This is a genomic window from Streptomyces sp. CB01635, assembly GCF_002803065.1.
Classification (GTDB): domain Bacteria; phylum Actinomycetota; class Actinomycetes; order Streptomycetales; family Streptomycetaceae; genus Streptomyces.
In genome coordinates this window covers 235,741-258,392 of the sequence record NZ_NNBL01000008.1, presented here as the reverse complement: position 1 = coordinate 258,392, position 22,652 = coordinate 235,741, and the positions used below count along the sequence as shown (strand labels likewise).

The 22,652-nt window shown below is 68.9% G+C and carries 18 protein-coding genes and 2 pseudogenes; 12 read left to right on the top strand and 8 right to left on the bottom strand.

Features of this window, described 5'->3' with window-relative positions:
* The coding region (locus CG723_RS23175) for a YceI family protein (RefSeq protein WP_100595376.1) at positions 1 to 484 on the bottom strand (484 nt) is incomplete at its 3' end.
* A gap of 655 nt (positions 485 to 1,139) precedes the next feature.
* Entirely contained in the window at positions 1,140 to 1,841 is a 702-nt protein-coding gene (locus CG723_RS23165; RefSeq protein ID WP_100595375.1) for a 2-phosphosulfolactate phosphatase, read from the bottom strand.
* A 955-nt stretch (positions 1,842 to 2,796) separates the two neighbouring features.
* Between CG723_RS23165 and CG723_RS23160 the strand changes: the two genes are divergently transcribed.
* On the top strand, positions 2,797 to 4,248 hold the full coding sequence (locus CG723_RS23160) for an amidase (protein ID WP_100595374.1): 1,452 nt from the start codon (positions 2,797 to 2,799) through the stop codon (positions 4,246 to 4,248).
* A 201-nt stretch (positions 4,249 to 4,449) separates the two neighbouring features.
* Here the strand turns inward: CG723_RS23160 and CG723_RS23155 are convergent, their stop codons facing one another.
* The gene (locus CG723_RS23155; protein WP_100595373.1) at positions 4,450 to 4,821 is read right to left on the bottom strand and encodes a winged helix-turn-helix transcriptional regulator; all 372 of its coding nucleotides are present in this window, start codon (positions 4,819 to 4,821) and stop codon (positions 4,450 to 4,452) included.
* A gap of 83 nt (positions 4,822 to 4,904) precedes the next feature.
* Here CG723_RS23155 and CG723_RS23150 point away from each other — a divergent pair, with 83 nt between their 5' ends.
* The 4 genes from CG723_RS23150 to CG723_RS23135 all read left to right on the top strand — a co-directional run bounded on the left by CG723_RS23150 (position 4,905) and on the right by CG723_RS23135 (position 9,247).
* Positions 4,905 to 5,813, top strand: coding sequence for an NAD(P)-dependent oxidoreductase (locus CG723_RS23150; protein WP_100595372.1), 909 nt, complete (start codon positions 4,905 to 4,907; stop codon positions 5,811 to 5,813).
* Positions 5,814 to 6,001: 188 nt separating this feature from the next.
* Positions 6,002 to 7,216, top strand: a complete 1,215-nt coding sequence (locus CG723_RS23145; RefSeq protein WP_100595371.1) for a cytochrome P450 family protein — start codon at positions 6,002 to 6,004, stop codon at positions 7,214 to 7,216.
* 368 nt (positions 7,217 to 7,584) lie between these two features.
* Positions 7,585 to 8,319 carry a hypothetical protein gene (locus tag CG723_RS23140; protein WP_100595370.1) on the top strand — a complete coding sequence of 245 codons (735 nt, stop codon included), beginning with the start codon at positions 7,585 to 7,587 and terminating at the stop codon, positions 8,317 to 8,319.
* Between the two features lie 271 nt (positions 8,320 to 8,590).
* The gene (locus CG723_RS23135; RefSeq protein WP_100595369.1) at positions 8,591 to 9,247 is read left to right on the top strand and encodes a TetR/AcrR family transcriptional regulator; all 657 of its coding nucleotides are present in this window, start codon (positions 8,591 to 8,593) and stop codon (positions 9,245 to 9,247) included.
* Between the two features lie 3 nt (positions 9,248 to 9,250).
* On the opposite strand, the gene CG723_RS23130 is transcribed toward CG723_RS23135, so the two are convergent.
* Both CG723_RS23130 and CG723_RS23125 read right to left on the bottom strand, forming a co-directional pair.
* Entirely contained in the window at positions 9,251 to 10,285 is a 1,035-nt protein-coding gene (locus CG723_RS23130; protein ID WP_100595368.1) for an SMP-30/gluconolactonase/LRE family protein, read from the bottom strand.
* A gap of 147 nt (positions 10,286 to 10,432) precedes the next feature.
* On the bottom strand, positions 10,433 to 11,494 hold the full coding sequence (locus CG723_RS23125) for an SDR family NAD(P)-dependent oxidoreductase (RefSeq protein WP_100595367.1): 1,062 nt from the start codon (positions 11,492 to 11,494) through the stop codon (positions 10,433 to 10,435).
* A gap of 183 nt (positions 11,495 to 11,677) precedes the next feature.
* On the opposite strand from CG723_RS23125, the gene CG723_RS23120 reads away from it, so the two are divergent.
* On the top strand, positions 11,678 to 13,492 hold the full coding sequence (locus CG723_RS23120; RefSeq protein ID WP_100595366.1) for a flavin-containing monooxygenase: 1,815 nt from the start codon (positions 11,678 to 11,680) through the stop codon (positions 13,490 to 13,492).
* A 32-nt stretch (positions 13,493 to 13,524) separates the two neighbouring features.
* On the opposite strand, the pseudogene CG723_RS47770 reads toward CG723_RS23120, so the two are convergent.
* Positions 13,525 to 13,940: pseudogene (locus tag CG723_RS47770) on the bottom strand (hypothetical protein); the annotation flags it as partial.
* Positions 13,941 to 14,970: 1,030 nt separating this feature from the next.
* Positions 14,971 to 15,774, bottom strand: a complete 804-nt coding sequence (locus CG723_RS23105; protein ID WP_100595396.1) for an SAM-dependent methyltransferase — start codon at positions 15,772 to 15,774, stop codon at positions 14,971 to 14,973.
* A gap of 367 nt (positions 15,775 to 16,141) precedes the next feature.
* On the opposite strand from CG723_RS23105, the gene CG723_RS46360 reads away from it, so the two are divergent.
* The 4 genes and pseudogenes from CG723_RS46360 to CG723_RS23090 all read left to right on the top strand — a co-directional run bounded on the left by CG723_RS46360 (position 16,142) and on the right by CG723_RS23090 (position 18,987).
* A complete protein-coding gene (locus tag CG723_RS46360; protein WP_159032524.1) occupies positions 16,142 to 16,285 on the top strand; it encodes a hypothetical protein in 144 nt (47 codons plus the stop codon).
* Between the two features lie 452 nt (positions 16,286 to 16,737).
* Positions 16,738 to 17,466 (top strand): SDR family oxidoreductase, encoded by a 729-nt coding sequence (locus tag CG723_RS23100; protein WP_100595365.1) that lies wholly within the window; start codon positions 16,738 to 16,740, stop codon positions 17,464 to 17,466.
* A gap of 70 nt (positions 17,467 to 17,536) precedes the next feature.
* Positions 17,537 to 17,981: pseudogene (locus tag CG723_RS47765) on the top strand (transposase); the annotation flags it as partial.
* A 28-nt stretch (positions 17,982 to 18,009) separates the two neighbouring features.
* A complete protein-coding gene (locus CG723_RS23090) occupies positions 18,010 to 18,987 on the top strand; it encodes a threonine ammonia-lyase (protein WP_100595364.1) in 978 nt (325 codons plus the stop codon).
* A gap of 241 nt (positions 18,988 to 19,228) precedes the next feature.
* Here CG723_RS23090 and CG723_RS23085 read toward each other — a convergent pair whose 3' ends face one another.
* The gene (locus tag CG723_RS23085) at positions 19,229 to 19,624 is read right to left on the bottom strand and encodes an LppU/SCO3897 family protein (RefSeq protein WP_100595363.1); all 396 of its coding nucleotides are present in this window, start codon (positions 19,622 to 19,624) and stop codon (positions 19,229 to 19,231) included.
* Positions 19,625 to 20,249: 625 nt separating this feature from the next.
* On the opposite strand from CG723_RS23085, the gene CG723_RS23080 reads away from it, so the two are divergent.
* Both CG723_RS23080 and CG723_RS23075 read left to right on the top strand, forming a co-directional pair.
* Positions 20,250 to 21,194: an RNA polymerase sigma-70 factor gene (locus CG723_RS23080; RefSeq protein WP_100595362.1), complete on the top strand. Its 945-nt coding sequence runs from the start codon at positions 20,250 to 20,252 to the stop codon at positions 21,192 to 21,194.
* Between the two features lie 81 nt (positions 21,195 to 21,275).
* A complete protein-coding gene (locus tag CG723_RS23075) occupies positions 21,276 to 22,466 on the top strand; it encodes an NAD(P)/FAD-dependent oxidoreductase (protein WP_100595361.1) in 1,191 nt (396 codons plus the stop codon).
* Positions 22,467 to 22,652 lie beyond the last annotated feature (186 nt).

Here is a 22,652-nt window from a genome sequence, read left to right as displayed (position 1 = left end):
AGCCGAGGTAGTCGAGTTGGAGTTCGACGGGCCGGGTGACGCCGCGGATGGTCAGGTCGCCCGTCATGCGGAAGGTCTCTTTGCCTTCGTGGGTGGTGGAGGTGCTGCGGAAGGTCATTTCCGGGTGGCGGCGGGCGTCGAAGAAGTCGGTGCCGATGAGGTGGGCGTCGCGTTGTTCGACGCCGGTGTCGACGCTGGCGACCCGGATGGTGATGTCGGCCCGGGACTGGGAGGGGCGGGCTCCGTCGAAGTAGAGGGTGCTGTCGTAGTCGGCGAAGGCGCCGCGGACGGTGGTGACCATGGCGTGGCGCACGGAGAAGCCGATGCGGCTGTGGGGGCGGTCGATGGTCCATTGCCCGGTGAGTGCGCGAAGGGCGGGGTCGAGCGTGGCGCCGGCGGCGGCGGCGTCGGGGAAGGGCGTACGGGGGCCGGCGGCAGGCGTCGGCTCGATGGTCGTGCTCTGGCGACGGCTGAAGATACCCATGCGGTCGTAGCCCTCCTCGATTTTGATTACTCCGTGTTATCACGGTGTGGGGAGGGGGCGGACGGGGAGATGGGTGGCCTCGTCCGATATCTCTGTCGCGGCCTGCAAAGATGCACAGGATCGACCCAGGATCGTCATGAGTGTGGATGCACTGTCCGGCGATACGTCTTCACGTAAAGTCACTGCACGGTTCGGTGAGGTGCGGAGGTCGGCGTCCGTGGCGAACTCGGTGACCGCCCCTCGCAGCCCGAACTCGTGAACAGGGGCGGTTTCCTGTAGGGCAGTGGCGGTGTGGTCCGCCCGCCTGGTCGCGCAACTGATTCGTATTCGTCGCCGGGGTCTCGCGGGCGGGGCGACGAGTGCGGCCTTCGCCTTGTATGAGGAGGCGTTCCGATTGCGGCTCAGGAGTGTCATGTTGAGGTCCGGGCTCAGGCGGAATGCAGGGTGACGGTCCTGTCGCCTGACGGTCGCTGGGGGTGGGGTCCTGATCGGGCCGGTCTTGCGGAGGTAGAGGGTCGTCCCCTTCCGGGGGGACTTGGACGCCGACGGGCGGTGCATGGTCGCCGTACTGGACCTCTGGTCGATGGGTGATTACCGCTGGGAAGGGCTCTCCGCCACGTGGCGGCGTGGGCGATCAAGTGGGGCGCGACAGCGATCAGGCCGAAGCCTCGTCGGTCAGCGACGGCACCGCGCACGGACGGAGGATCATGAGCGAGTCTTCCAAGGTCGCCACCATGGCAAAGGGGAACCGGTCGAGCTCGAGGCAGAGTGCGACGTCATCAGGATGGACTCCCTGACGCACGCCCTCCGCCAGCTCGGCGGCAGCGCGCGACTCACCGGCGCGGCGGAGGAATTCAGCTGCATCCGTCCCAGCCTCGGTGGCCCTCCGAGCGATGTATTGAGCGCACGCGAGATCTTCATCGGCCTGCCCATCCTCGCCGGTGACGACAAACGTGACACTGTCACGCTCGCGTATCCGCAAGAGCCGAGCCGTTGCCTCCGCCACCACGAAGCTGGCGCACAGCACCAGCGACGCCTCTTTGACCGCAAGGGCGCCGACGGTTCCTGCCGTGGTTTTCTGCACAACGGTCCGTCCGCCGAGGTCCATGGACCGCAGCAGACCCGGCGAGTTGACGGTGTCGAACCCGGGCGCGGGCGGACCGTCTTTGAGCGTCGCCCACTCCGGGTGGCGAGCCTTGAGCGCCAGGGCTTCCTCCAGCGACTCAGCAAGAACGATCTTTTCCGCTCCCTGGGCAAAGGCCCAGGCGGCCACCGTGAAAGCGCGCATGACGTCGACCACGACCGCCACGGACGGGGCTTCGACCAGCTCGGAGATGCCGAGGAAATGAGCGTCCATCCGGTCATGATCGCGTACGCCCGACCCGAAGCACTCGGACAGTGATGCGCATCACGCCGACGGTCTCGGAATGCAACAACTCCGGCTGCCCGCGTCGCGAAAGCAGTGCGCAACGATACGGGCCCCTTGGTGGTCACGGCCGCCGGCCAGTGTCCGACCGTCTCTCGATGAGGTCGTCGAGAGACTGCCTCGCCTCCTCCACATGAGGCCTGCCCAAGTACCTGGCTGGCGTCGAACGCCCTGCGACGTGGCAGGTGAGCGTGATCGTCGGACTCTCGTCCCCGCTGAGTCCTGCCCATTCCGCTGTGGGGTCCCGTTTGGCATGGTGCCAGGACTGTTGCGGTTCTGGTGACATCGGCCAGGGGGCCACGAATGCCCGGGCCGACGTGTGGTGTTCCCGCTCACCGGTGGTGAACTCACCGGTCGTGGACGGTAGGTGTGGTGAATGCGGGGCGTGGCTCAGGTACGGGCGTATGCCTTTGCGATGCCGGCCTTGCCGGCGTGCGGTTTGCTCTCCGTCGCCGCTTGTCACTACGACCGTGACACCTTCCCGCGACGGCCGGACCCTACCGGCTGATCGCCCCAGAGCTTCCTCCGCCGCCGGCCACCGCCACCTCGGCCAGGCGGCCGGTTGCGGCCCCCTGGCTGTCAGCCCCACCGAGCCCTGACTCGTCACCAGGGCTGCCCTGTCGGGCATGCCCGTCACCACCCGTCGGAGATCCACAGACGACGCATCCGTGCAACGGCTCCTCCTCGCCCTTGTCGAACGCCAGCCCGAGAGGCCGGACACGGCGAGGTGCTGGACGCATGGGGCAAGAACCTTGACCTTGTGCGCCCGCCACAGAGGCACGGAGAGACTCCTGCGGTCCCGAGTATTGCTGAGTATTGAGACGTCAAATCCGTTGCGGGCAACGGCATTTCGTGACTCTTTCCAGTGGCCGATACGGTCGGATCCATGGAGTGGAATTCTCAGTCAGCCGAAAGAATTGCGGCTGCCTTGCGTGCCGGTGAAGTGACATCGGCGGAACTGACCGACGAGGCGATCACCCGTATCGAGCGGGACGACAAGGCGATCAATGCGATCTGTGTGCCGGACTTCGACCGTGCACGGGCCGCCGCGCGCGGTGCCGACCAGGCGCGCGCCCGCGGTGAGGACCGGCCGCTGCTCGGCATCCCGGTGACGGTCAAAGAGTCCTACAACATCGCCGGGCTGCCCACGACTTGGGGCATGCCGCCACACCGGGACTACATGCCGGCCGAGGACGCGGTGCAGGTGTCGCGGCTCAAGTCCGCAGGCGCGGTGGTGCTCGGAAAGACCAATGTGCCCTTGGGACTGCAAGATGTGCAGAGCTTCAACGAGATCCACGGCACCACCAACAACCCGTGGGATCACGGTCGCACGCCGGGTGGATCCTCCGGGGGATCAGCGGCGGCCCTCGCTGCCGGATTCGGCGCGCTGTCCATCGGCTCCGACCTCGCCGGCTCGTTGCGCACCCCCGCACATTTCTGCGGTGTCTACGCACACAAGCCGACACTCGGGCTGGCGTCGCCCCGGGGTATGGTCGCGCCGCACGTGCCGGCCCTGCCGGCCGACCTCGACCTCGCCGTCGTCGGCCCGATGGCACGCACTGCCCGCGACCTCACGCTCCTGCTCGACGTCATGGCCGGACCGGACCCGCTGACGGTCGGTGTGGCGCACGACCTGGCCCTGCCGCCCGCGCGCCACGAGCGGCTCTGCGACTTCCGGGTCCTGGTCCTCGACAATCATCCACTCATTCCGACCGGGTCCGCCGTGCGAGCGGGCGTGAACCGGGTGGCCGACGCGCTTGTCGACGGCGGCGCCCGCGTCGAACGGCACAGTCCGCTGCTTCCCGATCTGACCGAAGCCGCGCTGCTCTACACGCAGTTGCTGTTCTCGAGCTCCGTTGCACGTTTTCCCGTCGAAGCGTACGAGCAGCTGCGGACCCGCGCCGCCGGACTGAGCGCAGACGACCAGAGTCTTGAAGCGGCGCGGCTGCGCGGCATGGTGCTCAGCCACCGCGACTGGATCGAGGCGAACAGCCGTCGCGAGCTCCACCGCCACGGCTGGCGGCAGCTCTTCACCGAGTTCGACGCCGTGGTGTGTCCCATCACGCCGACTCCCGCGTTCCCGCACGATCACAACCCCGATCCGAGAGAACGCCGGATCGACATCGACGGCGTCGCGTACCCGTACTTCGACCAGCTCGTCTGGGCCGGTCTGCCCACCATGCCCGGTCTGCCCGCCACCGCCGTACCAGCGGGCCGGTCCCCCGAGGGCCTGCCGGTGGGAGTACAGCTCGTCGGTCCGATGTACGAGGACCGCACCCCGCTGCGACTGGCCGAACTGCTCGAGCAGCAGATCGGCGGCTTCCAGGCACCGGCATAGGGCGTGTCACCAGGGTGTCCGTCGAGGGCGCGGTGCGGATCACGACGAGATCCTCCGCATGCGCACACCAGCGACTTCAAGCCCGGTCTGGTGAAGGGGGTTCTGGCGTGGGGGCCTCCGGTCGAAGCTGCTGAGAAGGCCCTGCGGGCGCCGTTCACCGGGTGAAGTGTGGGGGCGACGACCAGGAAGCCGCCCCCATGCTCAGCCCTTTGAGGTCTCGGCTACGTCGACCGTTGCAGAGCCTTCGCGACGTATCCGCTCAGCCCCCCAGGCGCCGAGCGGACCGAGCGCTTGATTGAGCGTGCGCCCGTGCTCGGTCAGGGAGTACTCCACCCGCGGCGGCACCTCGGCATAGACCTGCCTGTGCACGAGTCCGTCTGCCTCCATCTCACGCAGATGCTGCGTCAGCATCTTCTCGCTCACTCCCGGCAGACCGCGACGGAGCGCGGCGAAGCGGCGTACGCGATGGGCATCAAGTTCCCAGAGGATCAGTCCCTTCCATTTGCCGCTGACGACGTCGAGCGCGGCGTCGATGCCGCAGATGTAAGGCCCGCTCCTCGGCGCCATGGCCATCACTGATCCCCTTACGAAAAGGTAAGTACCGCAGAAAATAGTGGGTACTTCCGAGCCTAGTCGCGCTCTCCGATCATGGAGGGGTGAACGAACAACAGAACCGCATCACCAGGCAGAACAGCACTGTCACCGTGATCGGGCTTGGCCCGATGGGTCAGGCGATGACACGCACCCTCCTTACTGCCGGCCACCCGGTCACCGTCTGGAACCGCACCGTCAGTCGGGCCGACGGTGTCGTGAGCGACGGAGCAACGCTCGCGGCGACGCCCAGCCAGGCGGTCGAAGCGAGTGACCTCGTGATCCTCAGCCTCACGGACTACCAGGCGATGTACGACATCCTCGACGGCGCCACCGAATCGCTCGCCGGCCGGACGCTGGTCGACCTGAGTTCTGACACTCCCGACCGCACACGTGAGGCAGCGACCTGGGCAGCGGGCCACGGAGCCGCCTTCCTCGCCGGAGGTGTCATGGTCCCCGCGCCGATGGTCGGTACGGAGGCTGCCCACGTCTACTACAGCGGCCGCGACGAGGCCATGGAGAGACACCTGACCACGTTGACACTGCTCGGAACGCCAAAGCATCTGGGGGAGGACCCGGGCCTCGCGCAGATGATGTATCAAGCCCAACTCGCGGTGTTCCTCACCACCTTGTCCGGCCTGATGCACGCCACCGCGATGCTGGGCACCGCAGGAATGAAGGCCAAGGAAGCACTGCCGGAGTTGCTCTCCTCCGCCGACTCGATCGGCGACATCCTGAGGGCCGGTGAAGAGACCCCCGGCACCGCGCTTGATGCTGGAGAGCATCCCGGCGACCTCAGCACCGTCACCATGATGGGTGCGACGTCCGACCACATCGTCGAGACCAGCACGTCACTCGGCCTCGACCTCGCACTCCCCCTGGCCGTGCAGGCCCACTATCGGCGCGCGATCAGGGACGGACACGGCGGCGACAACTGGACTCGCATCATCGACAGCGTCCGCGGACCACGATGACCAGACTCGCGACCGATGAATACCGCGATCGAAGCAGTCCTCGACCAGCTGTGGGACCTGCCCATCTCGAATCCCGAGGTGCCTGACCGTCCCGGGCCCTTCCACCGGTGCCCCGTGGAGCTGCAGGCTACGTTCCGAGCCCAGCGTGTCTCCGGGCTCGCCGTCACTTCATCCCGCGGAGGGACCGCATGACTGTGACCGTCCTGGACACCACCGGTACTCAGCTGTACGAACAGGCCGACCACTTACGCGCAGCAGGGCCGGCAACGCGGGTCGAGATGCCCGCCGGACTGATCGCATGGTCGGTCACCCGCGGAGAAGTGGTGACCAAGCTGCTGGTCGACCCCCGCGTCTCCAAGGACGCCCGCAAGAGCTGGCCCGGCTACCGGTTGTTCGCCGTACCGTGGCTTGCCGCCTGGGTCGACGTGATCAGCATGTTCACCACCGACGGTGACGACCATCAGCGGTTGAAGAACCTCGTCGGCAAGGCCTTCACGGCCCGCCGGATCGAGGCCATGGGTCCGGCCATCGAGGCCGTCGTCACTCGCTTGCTGGACCAGATGGAGACGCACGGCCCCGGGGCCCGGCTCGACCTGCGCACCGAGTTCTCCTATCCGGTTCCGACCAGCGTGATCTGCGACCTGTTCGGTGTCCCCGAGGAACAGCGACCGCAGATGCTCAAGGTCATCGACTCGGTCCTGGACTCAAGTGCCGACGACGACCGGGCGACCGAGATCCGCGACGCCATGTACCGGGCGATGCAAACCCTCATCGCCCACAAGCGCGACCAGCCCGGCGAGGACATGACCAGCGTGCTCCTGGAAACCCAACAGGCAGGCGACGACCCGCTCACCGGGGACGAATTGGTCAGCACCCTCATCCTCATGATCGGGGCCGGCAGCGAGACCGCGGTCTCGCTGATCAACCACGCAGTCGTCGAACTGGCACAGCACCCCGACCAGCTCGCCGCGGTCCTCGCGGACCCAAGTCGCTGGGACGACGTCGTCGAGGAGACACTGCGCAAGCACCCGCCGATCATGCACCTTCCACTGCGCTACGCGACCGACGACATCGACCTCGGAGGGAACTTGACCATCAGGAAAGGCGACCTCATCCTGATCGGCTTCGGCGCCCACGGCCGCGACCCCGAAGCGAATCCCGACCCCGGCCAGTTCAACATCGACCGCGAAGACCGCCGGCACCTGGCCTTCGGACACGGGATCCACTTCTGCCTGGGCGCCGCCCTGGCCCGCCTCGAAGCCCGCGTAGCCCTGCCCGCCCTGTTCCACCGCTTCCCGCGACTGCAACTGGCCACCCAGCCCGCCGAGCTCCAGCCGCAGTCCTCCTTCATCGGCAACGACTACCGCTCCGTGCCGGTCAAGCTCACGCCCGACGCGGCCTGACACCGCAGGACAAGCCCTCTCTGAGAACCGGCTCGGATGGTGAAACACCCCCGGCGCCATCCGAGCCGGTTCCATGCCGCGGGCTCCGCCGCCGCGAAGCCGGCCATCCCAGTGAGGAAAGGTCATCGGCTCGGGAGGAACGTTCGGACCACGCCCTGCCGAGGCTTCCCTGCGGGGGCGAGGCGGTTCGCCGTGTCACCGCCCGTCCGGAAGCGGACGGATCCCCGGGCGGGTGAAGACGCGGGACCGTCCGGCCGACCGACACGTGGAACACCGATCGCGGCGCGGTTCCGGCAGCCAGCCTGGGAGTCCTCTTCAGCACGCTTCGCGCCGACCGCGGCGCCGGCGATCCATCAAGGGAGGCAAGCGTGCCACTCCGCGACCAGGATTCCGCACTCTCCCGGCGGCGGTTCCTCGCCGCCGGCGCCGCGTGCGCCGGCGCCCTCGCCGTGCCTGCCGCCGTCGCACCCCCTGCCGCCGCGGCGACGCGCTACACCCTGACAGCGACGAACAACTCGAACCAGTTCCAGGACCTCTGCCTGTTCCAGAAGACGGTTGGCCTCGGCGTCCCGTCCGCACTGTCGCTCGCCTGGCTGACCGCGCCCGCCCAGCCGGGCCACACGGTGACCTTTACGTGGTCCGTGGACTACAGCTTCGTCTGGGCGGTGACGGGCCCGCTCATGAGCGGCATCCCGTTCATGGACCGGGAACTGGTGGCGGCCGACCCGGACGACGAGCTCGAGAACCAGACCGGCTTCGACTTCGACAACGGGAACTACGGGTTCGTGCCCGCCTCCGGCAGTGGCACCCCCCTGGGTGGCCTCGGCATCCAGGTCCTGCCCAGCGTGCCGGACGACACCGCCTCGGTCGGTATCGGCATGGACGGCGCTCCGGTCTTCGCGGCGCAGGCGGTCCCCGGGGCGAAGTTGGTCTTCACGCCGCATGCCCAGTACTGGATCACGGCCGGAACCTTCAGCAACGGCGAGGTGCTGGACGTCGAGGAGATCACCAACGACGTCGAGATCCCCTACGACGACACGTTCTCGATGAACGCCGTCCTCGGGCCGAACAACCTGTGGACGGTGTCCGCATCGAAGAGCTGATGTGCCGGCCTCCGGCGCCGCACGACGGTGGCGCCCTGGTGGACTGGGCTCAGGTCCATGCCCAGTTCCGGCGGAATCTGTCGTCCGGAGGTTCCGCCCGGCACCTGACACCTTTGCTGACGCCGCTGACGAAGGAACGTCAGTGGTGGTTGCAGTGCCGGTCGGGGTCATCCGGCGCCGCCGCGCTTCTCGTAGATCAGAGCGCGCCCTCCGGCCGGGTCACGAGCTGCCAGGCGGGTGCGCCCTGCGCTCGTACTACGCTGCCAAGGTGATGAACCCCAGCGAGCCCCAGGACCCGCAGCCGGCCGCGCAGGGCTCGGCCGTGGTGCGGGGCGGCCGCGCGAGCTCCGATCGCAGCGGCGCTGTCGGCCAGGGCCGCCCGGCCAACCAGGGGCGGCGGGTCGCGGCTCGCAACCGTTCCGCTCTCATCGCCGCCGCCCGCGAGGTCTTCGCCGAGCAGGGCCTGAACGCCCCGCTGTCCGCCGTCGCGCGCCGCGCGGGGGTGGGGCAGGGCAGTCTCTACCGGCACTTCGCCGACCGCTTCGCGCTGGCCTCCGCCGTCCTGGACGAGAACGTCCAGCAGATCGAGCGGGCCGGCGCCGAGCCGGGCGCGAGCCTCAAGGGCGTTCTGGGCGTGGTCACTTGGCACCTGACCCGCTCGACGGCATTCGTCGACCTGCTGCGCGTGGGCGGGGACGGTGAGCAGGCCCGCGCGCTGGCCGCGCGCGTCCGCACTGTCCTGGCTCGCTGCCTGCCCGCCGGGCATCGCCTGTCGGCCGACGACGTCATGCTCGCCGTCGCGATGGTCTCCGGCGCCGTCAGCGGCCCCACCCCGGCGGAACGAGAGCGCGTCGCCCTTGCGGCTTGGGGACTGCTCGGCGTCGAGGTCGGGCCATTGCGCCCTTGCGAGGCGGTCGTGGACGTGTGACCGTCAGCCGCTGTTGGACTGGCGGATGCCTTTGGCCAGTGCGGTGAACGTGAAGACGTACCCGCCGTCGGGGCCGCTGACGGTCATATATGCCTTCGTGCCGCCCGGAGTGATCGCGACGTTGGTCGCCGACTTGAGACCCTCGGCGTTCTTGGCAGGGACCTCGACGGTGGCCAGGCGCGCCCCGTACTTGCTGTAGACGGCGATGGCGGGTCGGCCGTGCAGCGCTTGGTAGAGGTTGCCGTCGGCGTCCACGGCGATGGAGTCGGTCTGGGCCAGGCCGCCGTCGACATGGATGGCCTCGTGCTGGGAGGTCACAGCGGCCTTGCCGGCATCGAGCAACAGGTAGGAGATGGTGTCCTCGGCGAGCTCGCTGATCCACAAGCCGTGCAGACCGGGGTCGAACATGATTCCGTTGGGCTGGGCGAGCCCGTCGGCCAGGACGGTGCTCTTCGTGCCGTCGCGGTCGATGCGCACCATGCGGCCGTCGGTCTCGTCCGGCTCCGTGCCGTGCGCGTCGCTCACGTACAGATTGCCCTCGTCGTCGAACGCGATGTCGTCAGGGGTCATCTTGGAGCCGTCGACCGCACCGGAGAAGAACGTGCGCGGATCCGAGCCGTCCGGCGCGAGGCTGACGATCGAACCGGTGGCGAAGTCGGTCAGGTACAGGCGGCCGTCGTGCGGGCTTGTCTGCGCGGAGGTGTAGGCGCCGCTCTTGTCGGTGTAGACGCCCTTGTGCTCACCGGTGGCCACATCGACGGAGATGAGCTTGGGCTCGCCCGGGGGTGCGGTGACGTCCACGACGTACAGCCGGCCGTCCTCGTACAGGACCGGGCCCTCCAGCAGAGTCATGCCGGTGGCTTCGTGTACGTCGGTCACGTGCGCGAGCTGGGTGGCACGGATGTTCCTGCCCTCGCCGGACGGCGTGGGGTTCTCCGAGGCCGGGGCGCCGCCGGTCTGAGTGCCGCAGCCGGTCAGTGCCAGCAAGCCGACGGCGGCCAGACCCGTCAGGGCGCGGGGCGTGCGGTACGTGGTCATGCGGTGATGTGCTCCTTCCTGTCATCCGGGAGATCCGGACGTCGTGACGTGCAGGAGACGTACTCCCGGCCGTGGCGCGGGTGTTCAGCAACTGGGCCCTCCGGCCGGGAAGTTCGGCGGGAGGGGGACGACCCGGCCGGAAAGCTGTCAGGCGGCCGACCAGCCGCCGTCGGAGGGCAGAATCGCGCCGTTGATGTTCACCGCGTCCTTGCTGAGCAGGAAGGTGATCGAGGCGGCCAGTTCCTCGGCCACGGCCAGGCCGGGGATCGCGACGCGCATCTTCGCGGTTCGGGACGAGCCGTACGGGGCGGCGGCGGGGACGTGGATTCCGGTGGCCACCGCGCCCGGTGCGACAGCGTTGACCTGCACGCCGGTGCCCGCGTACTGGTAGGCCGACGATTTCGTCAGGCCCACCAGCGCGTGCTTGGAGGTGGTATAGGCGGCACCAGCCGCCGAGCCGCGCAGGGCGGCCTCGGACACGATGTTGACGATCCGGCCGCCGCCGGCGGCGAGCATGCCGGGCACGACGGCGCGCATCAGGCGCATGGGTCCCTCGACGTTGATGCGCATGACGCGATCCCAGATCGTGTCGTCGACCTCGTGCACGGCGGCGTCGTCGTCCATCACGCCCGCGACGTTCGCCAACGCGTCCACGCGACCGCCGACGGCTGCCAGGACGGCGTCGGCGGACGTGGGCGAGGTGATGTCGGCGGTGACCGGCGCGACCGCCTCGCCCAGGTCGGCGGTCAGGGCCGTGAGGCCGTCGGCGGAGACGTCGACGGCGATCACGCGGCCGCCCTCGCGCACGATGCGCGACGCGACGGCCTTGCCTATGCCGGAGGCGGCACCGGTGACGACGACGGTCTGGCCGCTGAAGCGACCGTGCGTGATCTGCTCGGTCCACGGCTCGGGGGCTGCGATCTCGACGCCCAGGTCGGGTTCAGCGGCCACTGCGGTGCCGGCCTGAGGAGCGGTGGGCAGACCCGCCGGGACCCGGCCGGTCTCAGCGGCGGTGATCAGCGCGCCCACGAGCTCCGGCGGGAACTTCCCGCCGGACACCTTCACAAGCTGCTCCAGCGGCAGGCCGAGGGCGGGGGCCAGGGCCTGCTCGCTCTGCCCCTGGGAGGCCAGCAGACCTCGCAGGACCTGCCCGGCGGCGTGATCCGCCAGCCAGTCGCGCAGAGGGGAAGCGGGGGTGAGGTTCGACATCGCGGGCCCTTCGTGTCGTGGGGCTGCGGCGGGGCTGTTCGAGACAGGACCCGCACCGCAACCGGACAGTGCTGTCCGGTTGCTGGGTTACGGTACCGGTGCCCTCGCGGGACGCCCCACGAGGGCACCGCCCCATCCCGCGCGGCTACTTGCGCACCTCCCCCCACGAGAGGAATCCGCCACATGCCCCTGCCTCAGTGCGACACCCCACCCACCCCGCAGGAGACCGCTGACCTGCGCGAGCGCTATCGCGTTGAGCGGGAGCGCCGCGTGCGCCCCGAAGGCCCGGGCCAATACCGGTCCACAGCTGCGGAGTTCGGCTACTTCGCCGCCGATCCGTACGTCGACGAAGTGGCGGAGCGCGAGCCGCTGCACGACGTGGTGGACGTCGCGATAGTCGGTGGCGGTTTCGGCGGGATCCTGGCGGGCGCACGCCTGCGCGGCCAGGGCGTGGCTCGCGTGCGCGTCATCGACAAGGGCGGTGACTTCGGAGGCACTTGGTACTGGAACCGCTACCCGGGCATCCACTGCGACGTCGAGTCGCACGTCTACCTGCCGATGCTCGACGAGACCGGATACGTGCCCGAGTGGAAGTACGCGCCGGGAGAGGAGATCCGCCGGCACGCGATGCGCATCGCCGAGCGGTTCGGCCTGTACGAGGACGCCCTCTTCTCCACCGCCGTCACCTCCCTGGCCTGGGACGACAGCGCCCAGCAATGGGTGGTCGCCACCGATCGCGGCGACAAGTTCCGCGCCACCTACGTCATCACGGCAACGGGCACGCTCACGGAACCCAAGCTGCCCGGCATCCCCGGCATCGAGGACTATCGAGGCCACACCTTCCACACCTCCCGCTGGGACTACGAATACACCGGCGGCAGTCCCAAGGGAGGCATGACGGGCCTCGCCGGCAAGAGGGTCGCTGTCGTCGGCACCGGAGCCACCGGCGTGCAGGTCATCCCGATGCTGGCCGAGGACGCCGGGCATCTGTACGTCTTCCAGCGCACCCCCTCCGCCGTGGACGTGCGCGGTCAGCGGCGCATGACACCTCAGGACGTCGGCGCGGACCGCGCGGGATGGGCGGCCGAACGCCGGGAGAACTTCCTGCGGATCGTCTCCGGGGAGAGTGCCGGGCAGGACCTGGTCGCCGACCGCTGGACGGAGTCGGCCGGCCTGCTGGAGAAGCTCCTGCCCAGCTTCCGCCGCGACGGCGAGCCGGACTTCGAAGCCGCCTACGAGGCCGCCGACCACGCCACGATGAACCAGGTCCGCGAGCGGGTGGCCGCTGAGGTCACCGACCCCGCCACGGCCGCGGCACTCAAGCCCTGGTACCGGTACGCGTGCAAGCGCCCCACGTTCTCCGACAAGTACCTGCGCGCGTTCAACCGGGACAACGTCACTCTCGTGGACACCGCCGACACCCATGGCATCGAGCGCATGACGGAGCGCGGCGTTGTCGTCGGCGGGGTGGAGTACGAGGTCGACTGCCTGGTGTTCGCCACGGGGTTCTCCGTGGGCGTTTCCGGCATCACCTCAGGGAACCTGCCCGTGACAGGCCGGGGCGGGGTTCGGCTTCTGCACGCGCGGGCTCAGCAGGGCCCACGTACTCTGCACGGCTTCACCAGCGCCGGGTTCCCGAACCTGATCCAGATGGGCTCGCTGCAGAACGCCAGCAGCGTGAACTTCACACACATCCTGGACGAACAGGCCGTGCACGCCGCCGCCCTGGTCACCGCCGCGGAGGAGAAGAGCGCCGTCGTGGAACCCACCCCCGAGGGCGAGGCCGCCTGGATCGACGTCTGCGCCAAGGGCGCCCCCGACCACGAGTGGTTCCACGCCGAGTGCACCCCCGGCTACTACAACCGCGAGGGCCGCGGGCGCCCCAACGGTCCCACCGCCTACCCGCACGGCGCCGTCGCTTTCCATGACCTCCTGCGCCGCTGGCGTGAGGAGAACATCACCGACGCCCTCCAGGCCAAGGCCACCGCCTCGATCTGATGCGTCGACCGGTAGGGGCGGCGGCGCCCCTCACTGCGCGGGCGTGAGTCCTGTTGCCAGGTCTCGTGCTCAGCCGAACACCCCGAACGGTGTTGGTCGTTCTGGCCGCCCGCGTTCGCTCCGCGTCCGGGCGGCACGGATCGTGTCCGTGGTCCGGGGCTGCGGGGGGTCCTCACGTCCCGGGGCGTGAGGACCCCCCCCGGCTGGACGGTCCGATGCCCGTACCCATCGCTGTGGTGGGTACGGGGCGGTGTCGTCCGTCGCCGGATCGGGTGCCCCGGGCGCGCCTTCCGATCGCCATGGCGGCTGCGTCGTGGCGGACGGGTTTGCGCTTGCTGCTGGTCAGGGACGTTTGCCAGTGCAGGGCGCCCCATTTCGAGGTGTAGGTGGGGTCGATGGCCACGAGGGGGATACCGAGTTCGGCTGCCATGGAAACCAGCCGGGTTCTGCAGGGGGGTTTGGCGTTGCCTGTGTAGTGGTTGGCGGTGAGAAGGCCGGGTACTCGGGGTGCACGTGAAGGATGACGAGACAGAGAGCCGCCCGGACGGCGTACGTGGCGCTCCTCGATTCCGGTGAGGAGGCAGTCCCCGAGATCAACCAATTTTTGCCCAGTCCCTGCCGGCGGCTGTCTGCCGGTGATTGCGGTGGGTGATCTGTCTCCTCGGCCGGGCCGGCCCAGCCGCGTCCGGCTTCAGCCTCCCGAGCTACGAGAGGCCATGCCCGCGCGGTATCCAGCGGCCTCCGGAGCCCCAGGACGGGAAGCGGCCTCCGTAATCCAGAATGGGAAGGAGAATCCAAACGATGGCGCGGATTTTCGTTGAGGGCGATGACTTGGTTGTGCATCTGTCGTGGCGGGAAAGGGCAGCCGCCCGCCACGGCAATGTGCGCGCGCCGCTGACCGCGGTGATCCGGGTGACCGTCGAACCCGACTGGTGGCGGGCTCTGCGCGGGGTCCCACGTAGAGGCGTATGGATCCCAGGGACGTGGTGCATCGGCACGCGCAGTCACCAAGCCGGGATGGATTTCGTGGCCATACGGTCCGGCAGGCCGGTCGTGTGTGTCGAACTGCGGACCTCTTCCCCTGCTCCCTTCAGCCTCCTCGGCGTCTCTGTTCCCACCCCCGCGGAAGCCACGAACACGGCACAGTCAATCTGCGGAAAGGCATCAGAGATCGACACATCCACGCCTTGGCGGCAGCCGCTGCCCGTCCCCGGGGAGAACTCGGCGTGAGCAGCCGACGGCCGGTTGCCGAAGAGGGGTCGCCGACGTGCTTGTCGAAGCTCAGCTCGTAGGGGCAATCCCACGCCGAGCGCCGCACCACGGCTTCCTCATTCGCATCACGGTCTGACCGGGCCAGTAACGCCGTCGCCCAGCACTGTCCCCGAGCGCTTGCCGCCAGCCTCTACACCCTCCGAAAGCGGAACCTGGCCGCGGTGGTGTGTACGCGAACCTGGAAGCGGGAGACCTGAGGTGACCCCTCACCGGGAGCCGGTCTTGCGGCCCACGCCCCCGTAGAACCCGATCCCCTCGGACCCGGCGGGCGGCGGGATGTCCGGGCGCCAGAACGGGGCCTGGGCCAGGCCGGGTTCGACCGGTTCGAAGCCGGTGAAGAAGCGCTCGACCTCGGCGCGGGACCGCAGGTTCAAGGTGGCCGTGGCCTTGCTGTAGACGGCCTGAGCCGCACTGCGGTCGGCGAAGTCGCCCGTGGCGTGGGAGAGGACGAGGAAGCTGCCGGGTGCCAGGGCGTCGCGCAAGGTGGCGACGATCCGCTCGGGCTCGTCCGCGTCGGTGAGGAAGTGCAGGACGGCGACGAGAAGCAGGGCGACCGGCTCGTCGAAGTCGATGACCTGACGGACGCCCGGGTGGTCGACGACGGAGCGCGGGTCGCGCAGGTCGGCCAGGGCGACGCCGGTGGCGCTGGAGCCACTGAGCAGGGCGCCCGCGTGCGCGCTCACGATCGGATCGTTGTCGACGTACGCGACCCGCACGTCGGGCGCGACGGCCTGCGCGGTCTCGTGCACGTTCGGCGCCGTGGGCAGGCCCGTGCCGATGTCGAGGATCTGGCGGACGCCGCTGTCCACGACGTGCCGGACGGCGCGCCCCAGGAAGGCGCGGTTGGCCCGCAGGCCGATGCGTACCTCGGGCGCGGCCGCGGCGAGTTCGTCACCGGCCCGCTGGTCCACCTCGTAGTGGTCCTTGCCGCCGAGCAAGTAGTCGTAGATCCGGGCGGGATGCGGCTTGCTGGTGTCGATCTTTCCGGCGTGGAAGCCGTCCTGTCTCACGCTGAGCCCCTCCCCGGCCTCGATGATCCCCCAGCCTGCCATATCAACCGCCGTGCATCTGACGGTAGTTGCTCTCATCTTCACACCATGCGGCGCATACTCCGTTCCCGCTACTCTTTGACGCTGCCCTCGGTCATGCCCGTCCGCCAGTACCGCTGCAGCACCGGCATGGCCCCGGGTTGCCGTTCCAGGTGCTGACCGGACCTCAACCTGATCGAGAACCGACTGATCGACTCGCCGCTTCATGGAGTTCATCCGCTGCTGGAGGACCTGATCGGCGGGGAACTGCACCTCGACCAGATCGACGTGAACCAGTTCCGCACCCTTCTCTCCCTCATGGACCACGTCCTGAAGAGGTGAACCGCCCATGACGCAGCCTTCGCCGCTCTCCGGACCGGGTCGGGTCGCCTCCCTGCACCTCGCCGCGTACACCGGCGAGCCCGCCTTCCGCGTCGCACAGGCCCAAGCGGTGACCGGCCGCGGCCTGGCAGGGGACCGCAACCACTGGTAGGAAGGGGCCCCGACGCCGGGGGACCGGCCGGGCGTCCGGAGTCTGTGACGTCACCCTCATCGGGACCGAGGCCCTCGACGCCCTGGCTCGCGAATACGGCATCACCCTCACCGCAGCCGAATGCCGCCGCAACCTCGTCTGCCACGACATCCGGCTGAACCTGCTGGTGGACCGCTGGACCTGCGGGTTCGGACGGTTCGCCCGCGCACCGCACCGCGCGGAGCGTGGGCCGTCACGGACCGCGGCTCTGGGGTGCCGATGGGCGCAGGGGCGAGGTTTCACGGGAGCGTAGCGGAGGTCCTGGCGCCTCCGGTGGAGCTCACCTTCAGCTCACCTTCGTCGACGGCTGCCGACACTGCACACCCTCAGCCGATGCAGCCCATGTTCGATGCCGGGACCAAATGGCTGTTCTTGTGCCATATTGCGCACATGCCCCCAACGAAAGGGTTGTCATGAAGTTCGCAGTCATCGGTGGCACCGGACTGATCGGTTCGCAGGTCGTCAAGGATCTGAACGCCGCCGGACACCAGGCGGTACCGCACTCGAAGTCCACCGGAGTCGACGTCCTCACCGGCCAGGGACTGGACGAGGCGGTGGCCGGAGCCGATGTCGTCATCAACCTCACGAACTCCCCGACGTTCGACGAAGCCTCCCCGGCCTTCTTCCAGACCTCCATGGACAACCTTCTGGCCGCGGCCCACAAGGGCGGCGTCGGCCACTTCGTCATCCTCTCGATCGTCGGCACCGACCAGGTCCCGGAGCTTGACTACTACCGGGCCAAGACGCTCCAGGAGCACATCCTCGCGAACGGGCCGGTCCCCTTCTCGATCGTCCGGGCGACGCAGTTCATGGAGTTCATGGACGCCGTCATGTCCTGGACCGCTGACGGCGACACCATCCGGCTGCCCGCCACGCCGATCCAGCCGATCGCCGCAAAGGACGTTGCCGGCGCGGTGGCGGAGGTGGCCGCGGGCACCCCGCTGAACGGCATCCGCAACATCGCCGGTCCCGAGATCTTCCCCCTGGACGAACTGGGCCGGATCACCCTGTCCCGCAAGGACGACAGCCGCACCGTCGTCACCGACCCGACTGCGGGCATGTTCGCCGTCGTCAGCGGCGATGTCCTGACCGACAAGGACGCCCACCTCGCCCCCACCCGTTACACCGACTGGCTCTCCTGACTCGCTCGCGCCTTCCCGGGCGCGCGGGCCGCAGACGAACAAGCCTTGGCAGTTGTGGACGACGGCATGGTCTGCCCAGCCCGGCGCGAAGAGGGCCCTGCAGCAGATCTACAACGCGGAAGAGCGCGATCACGCCCTCCAGACCGTCGCCGAGTCGCCAAGACGTACGGGGTGAAGATCCCCAAGGCCGTCAAGAAGATCACCGACGACACGGACGAACAACTGCTCGCGTTCTACGACTTTCCCGCCGAGCACTGGCTCCACCTGACCTGCGCACCACGAATCCCATCGAGTCCACCTTCGCCACGGTCCGGCTCCCTAGGAAGGTCACCCGGGGCGCCGGCAGTGCGGCGGCTGCGCTCGCCATCGTCTTCAAGCTCGCGGAGTCCGCCCAACAGCGGTGGCGGGCCGGGAACGCACCCCACCTCGTCGCCCTCGTCCGCGCCGGAGCCTGCTTCGAACGCCCCGAAGCTCAGGCAGGCAGCCTGAACTACCCGTTGATCCATAGGATGTGAACTAGTACTCGCGCTACGCTGCTGTGTCGTGCAGGAGACGCGCCTCGACACTACTCGGATCCGGGCGGCTCGCCGGGTGATCGACCCGATTTTCCTCGATACTCCGCTGTACCGCTGCGAGGCGCTGGAGCCCGGCCTCGGGTGCACGGTGAGCATCAAGCTCGAAACGGCAAACCCGGTGCGCAGCTTCAAGGGCCGCGGTACCGAGGTGGTCGCGAGCCTGCTCGCCGACAATGGCTCGCGAGACGTGGTGTGCGCCAGCGCGGGCAACCTCGGCCAAGCCCTCGCTTGGTCCGGTCGCGGCCGGGGGCTCGACGTGACCGTCGTGGCATCCCGCTTTGCGACTGTGGCCAAGCTTGACCGCATCCGCGCGTTGGGCGCCAGGTTGGAGCTGGTGGACGGCGACCACGAGATGGCTCGCGAGCGGGCGGCGGCCATCGCGCGGTACGACGGCATCCGGCTGGTCGAAGACAGCCTGGACATCGAGACCTGCGAGGGCGCGGCGACCATCGGCCTGGAACTGGTGGACACCGTGCCGTCGTTCGACGCCGTCCTGATTGCTCTCGGTGGCGGGGCGCTGGCCACCGGTGTGGGTCATGTGGTGAAGTCCTTGGCGCCCGAAGTAGAGGTGATCTGCGTCCAGCCGCTGGGCGCACCGGCGATGACCCACTCGTGGCGCGGGCGCCGCGTCGTCACCACCGACTCGACCGACACCATCGCTGACGGCGTCGCAGGCCGATGTCCCATCCCGGCCGTCCTGGACGATCTCCTCCTGGTCGCTGACGACGCCGTCCTGGTCCAGGAGGCGTCAATCATCGCCGGTATGCGGATGCTCCTCGACCACGCCGGCCTCGTCGTCGAACCGTCGGCCGCGCTCGGCATCGCGGCAGTCCTCGAAGACCGAGCCCGCTTCGCCGACCGACACGTAGTCACCATCGTGTGCGGCAGCAACGTCGACGTAGACGCCTATCACCGCTGGGTCGGCGGGGCTCCCAGGACTCCCTGACACCGAGTGGTTCACGTCCACGGCAGGCTCTCAGCGCATCCGACATCGACAACGTCCCCCAGTGGTACGGCAACCGGGTCCCGGTACCCAAGGAATGCCACGGCTGGCTCGTGCAACTGAGCGAGGTTGTTCCCGCTCCGCCGGCGTGGACCGAGATTCCCGCGTCCGAGCCCCCATTGTCTGGAGCGGCTTTCCACCTGCCCGAAGATTATTCACAGGCAATCCTTAAGGCTGGGCCCGGCTATTTCTTGCCCTGTTCGTCGTTTTCCTTGAAGCACACGACGAACCAATTTCCGGAGCCCGACTGAGTGAGTGAGCCGGTCGTGCCGGGGACATCGGAGCAGGAGAAGGTATCGACGACTCCGTCCTTGTCCATCTTCAGGACCTTGTAGTCGGCGTGCGGGTCAGTGCAGTCGAGCTTCTTGGTCTTCGCTTCCTTGTCCGTCCCGATGTTCTGGAAGCAGTCACCGGCCTTGAGTGTCGCGGACTGGTCCTTCGTGTCGTACGGGCCCAAGGCCCAGAACGTCACCATGCCCGCGAGCGCAAGGACCAGACCGAGGAAGATCAGTCGGTTGCGTCGTATCTGCGCCGAGGTGTACGAGGCGTTCAGGCCGCCCAGAGGCGGTATTTGGGACACGGGTAGTTCCTCAGGCAGTGGGGGACTTGTGCAGGCGACCACGAATTTAACCAAGCTGCCTGTACTCGTGGTTCGCCGCCCCCAGTTGGTTCTGCCAGTCGACATCGGGGCTTGCTGTCAACGGGCGCGGGGACAGGGCCCGCAGCAGCGGGAGCCCACGCGCTCCCGCCCACCGGTTGCCAAGTCACCGACCAGCGCCACTGCCACCCCGACACCGGATCAAGCCCGAGCGCCCCGCTGACACGGAGACCGGGACGAGCAGTTCGTCCCACCGGCAGGTGTGTGACCACAGGGCAGTGACGCTGCCCCGTCCGCAGCACAGCCACCCTCGTGCAGTCGGCTCACACCACCAGGCAAGCGCTGCGTACAGCGACGCCACGGCTCTTCGAACCTGGTGTCATCCGGATCGCCAACAGGTCGTAGTTGCCAACTGAGGCGGACATTCAGGGCCAACTGTCGCAGCCCTGGCAGCCGTTCTTGAGCGGTACCCGGAGTCGGCGCTCGCCGCGTCGGCGACCGGCAGGTCGAACTGCCTGGCAGTTGCGGTGCCGGATCGGCCGAGCACGCGCTGGTCTGATCACATGGCGGGTGGACACTGCCTGTTCACTTGGCTGATCATGGTCTGATGTCGCTCCGTACGTATGAGGCCGATCTGTTCGAGAGTTCCCGAGGCCGGCTGGAGGCGATCGCCTATCGGCTGCTCGGGTCGGCCGGTGATGCCGAGGACGCGGTGCAGGACACGTATCTGCGCTGGCACGCCGCGGACCGGGAATTGATCGAGACGCCTGAGGCGTGGCTGACGAAGGTGCTCACCAATCTCTGCCTCAATCAGCTCACTTCGGCGCGGGTCCGGCGGGAGACTTATGTGGGGCAGTGGCTCCCGGAGCCGGTGCTGGCCGGTGACCCGATGCTCGGGCCGGCCGACACCGCCGAACAGCGCGAGTCGGTCTCCCTCGCGATGCTCACCCTCATGGAGCGGCTGTCGCCCAATGAGCGCGCGGTGTACGTACTGCGCGAGGCGTTCGGCTACCCGCACCGCGATATCGCGGAGATCCTCGACCTCACCGAGGCGAACTGCCAGCAGATCCACCGGCGTGCCAAGCAGCACCTCACCGCCGAGCGGGCCCGTACCGAGGTCGACGCGGACGCCGCGCGCAAGGCGGTCGAGGAGTTCCTCGCCGCGGCCCTCAGCGGCGACACCGAACCGCTGATCCGGCTGCTCACCGCAGACGCGGTCAGCGTTGCCGACGGCGGTGCCAAGGTCCAGGCCCGCAGGACCCCGGTCATCGGCGCGCTCGGGATCGCGCGCTACCTGCGGGGGCTGTTCCGGCCCGGCGCCGCCAAGCGGGCCGCGGTCGGTGGCAGCGCGGCGGTGCACTCCGCCGTCGTCAACGGCGGCCCCGCGCTGCTGATCACGGCCGGCGAGCGCGTAGTCGGCGTGATGTGCCTCCACACGACCCCTGACGGCGTCGGGGCGCTCCACATCCAGGTCAACCCCGACAAACTGGAACGCTTCACCGGCAGGTGGGCGGCCGCGGGCGCCCACCTGCCGCTCACGGAGATCTGGTGACCCACGTCACAGGCGATACCTGTCAGGGATCGCGTGGCTGTCCGGTTCAGGAGGTGAGTCCAACCGGATAGGGAGCGAACCATGAAGCACCGCATTGTCGTCCTCGGGGCCGGATACGCCGGAGCCATCGCCGCCGGTCGCCTCGCCAAGCGGCTGCACCGCGACGACGTCGAGATCACCCTCGTCAACGGCGACGCCGAGTTCGTCGAGCGCATACGTCTGCACCAGCTCGCCAGCGGGCAGGACCTGCCGAGTCGTCTGCTCCGCGACGTCTACGCGGGCAGCGGTGTGCGGGTCCGGCAGGCATGGGTCACCGCGGTCGACGCGGACCGCAAGACCGTCGAGGTCGCAGGCGGGCACGGCGCCGAGACCCTCGACTACGACACCCTCGTGTACGCCCTGGGGAGCACCGGGACTGACCACGGCGTCCCCGGTGTCGCCGAGTACGCCCACAGCGTCGCCGGGAAGCAGGACGCGCTGCGACTGCGGGCGCGCCTGGGTGAGTTGGCGCCGGGCGGGACCGTGCTGGTCGCGGGCGGCGGCCTGACCGGCATCGAGGCGGCAGCCGAGATCGCGGAGGCACGCCCGGACCTCAAGGTCGCCATCGCCGCCCGCGACGGCGTCGGCGACTGGCTCAGCGACAAGGCCCAGCGCCACCTGCGCGACGTTTTCGACCGGCTCGGCATCACGGTCCACGAGCGGGCCGCCATCACGCGCGTCCGGGCGACCGGGGTAGACACCGGCGCGGTCGGGGAGATCCAGGCCCAAGTGACCGTGTGGACAGCGGGGTTCACCGTGCACCCGATCGCGGCCGCCAGCACCCTGAAGGTGTCCGACACCGGGCGGATCGTCGTCGACGGGACCATGCGCTCGGTCTCGCACTCTGATGTGTACGCCGTCGGCGACGCAGCGTGGGCCGAAGGGGCGGGCGGCAAGCCGTTGCGGATGTCCTGCGCCACGGCGACCCCGATGGCTTGGCAGGCCGCCGACGCCCTCGCCGCCCGCCTGACCGGCCGCAAGGTTCCCGAGGCCCCCATCGGCTACAACGCCCAGTGCGTCAGCCTCGGACGCCGCGCGGGAATCCTCCAACGTGTGACCGCCGACGACCAGATGACGTCGAGCGTCTTCACGGGTCGGGCCGGCGCCCGTATCAAGGAGCTCATCTGCGCGGGCGCGGCCTGGAGCGTCTCGCACCCGACCATGATGCTGCCGAGCCGCCGCCGCCACCTCGCGGTGGCCGTCGAAACGGATCCCCGACCCGTCACCCTGTGAGAGGCCGGTCGCTGCGCGGCGTCGAACGCGACCGGGTTGGATGGCAGGCCGACTGGATTGGATGGCAAGGGACATCGGCCCCTGATGTCCCTTGCCGAAAGATTTGTCCCCGCCTCAAGTGACCTGGCCCGATTCGCCTGTGATCTCAGGTGACCTGGTTCGCCAGGCGTCTCGTGTCAGTGAATC

What these genes read in the sequence shown, in the direction of transcription:
- CG723_RS23165 (WP_100595375.1), bottom strand. Translation starts at nt 1,841, where the DNA reads ATGGACGCTCATTTCCTCGGCATCTCCGAGCTGGTCGAAGCCCCGTCC.
- CG723_RS23160 (WP_100595374.1), top strand. Translation starts at nt 2,797, where the DNA reads ATGGAGTGGAATTCTCAGTCAGCCGAAAGAATTGCGGCTGCCTTGCGT.
- CG723_RS23155 (WP_100595373.1), bottom strand. Translation starts at nt 4,821, where the DNA reads ATGGCCATGGCGCCGAGGAGCGGGCCTTACATCTGCGGCATCGACGCC.
- CG723_RS23145 (WP_100595371.1), top strand. Translation starts at nt 6,002, where the DNA reads ATGACTGTGACCGTCCTGGACACCACCGGTACTCAGCTGTACGAACAG.
- CG723_RS23135 (WP_100595369.1), top strand. Translation starts at nt 8,591, where the DNA reads ATGAACCCCAGCGAGCCCCAGGACCCGCAGCCGGCCGCGCAGGGCTCG.
- CG723_RS23130 (WP_100595368.1), bottom strand. Translation starts at nt 10,285, where the DNA reads ATGACCACGTACCGCACGCCCCGCGCCCTGACGGGTCTGGCCGCCGTC.
- CG723_RS23125 (WP_100595367.1), bottom strand. Translation starts at nt 11,494, where the DNA reads ATGTCGAACCTCACCCCCGCTTCCCCTCTGCGCGACTGGCTGGCGGAT.
- CG723_RS23120 (WP_100595366.1), top strand. Translation starts at nt 11,678, where the DNA reads ATGCCCCTGCCTCAGTGCGACACCCCACCCACCCCGCAGGAGACCGCT.
- CG723_RS46360 (WP_159032524.1), top strand. Translation starts at nt 16,142, where the DNA reads ATGACGCAGCCTTCGCCGCTCTCCGGACCGGGTCGGGTCGCCTCCCTG.
- CG723_RS23100 (WP_100595365.1), top strand. Translation starts at nt 16,738, where the DNA reads ATGAAGTTCGCAGTCATCGGTGGCACCGGACTGATCGGTTCGCAGGTC.
- CG723_RS23080 (WP_100595362.1), top strand. Translation starts at nt 20,250, where the DNA reads ATGTCGCTCCGTACGTATGAGGCCGATCTGTTCGAGAGTTCCCGAGGC.
- CG723_RS23075 (WP_100595361.1), top strand. Translation starts at nt 21,276, where the DNA reads ATGAAGCACCGCATTGTCGTCCTCGGGGCCGGATACGCCGGAGCCATC.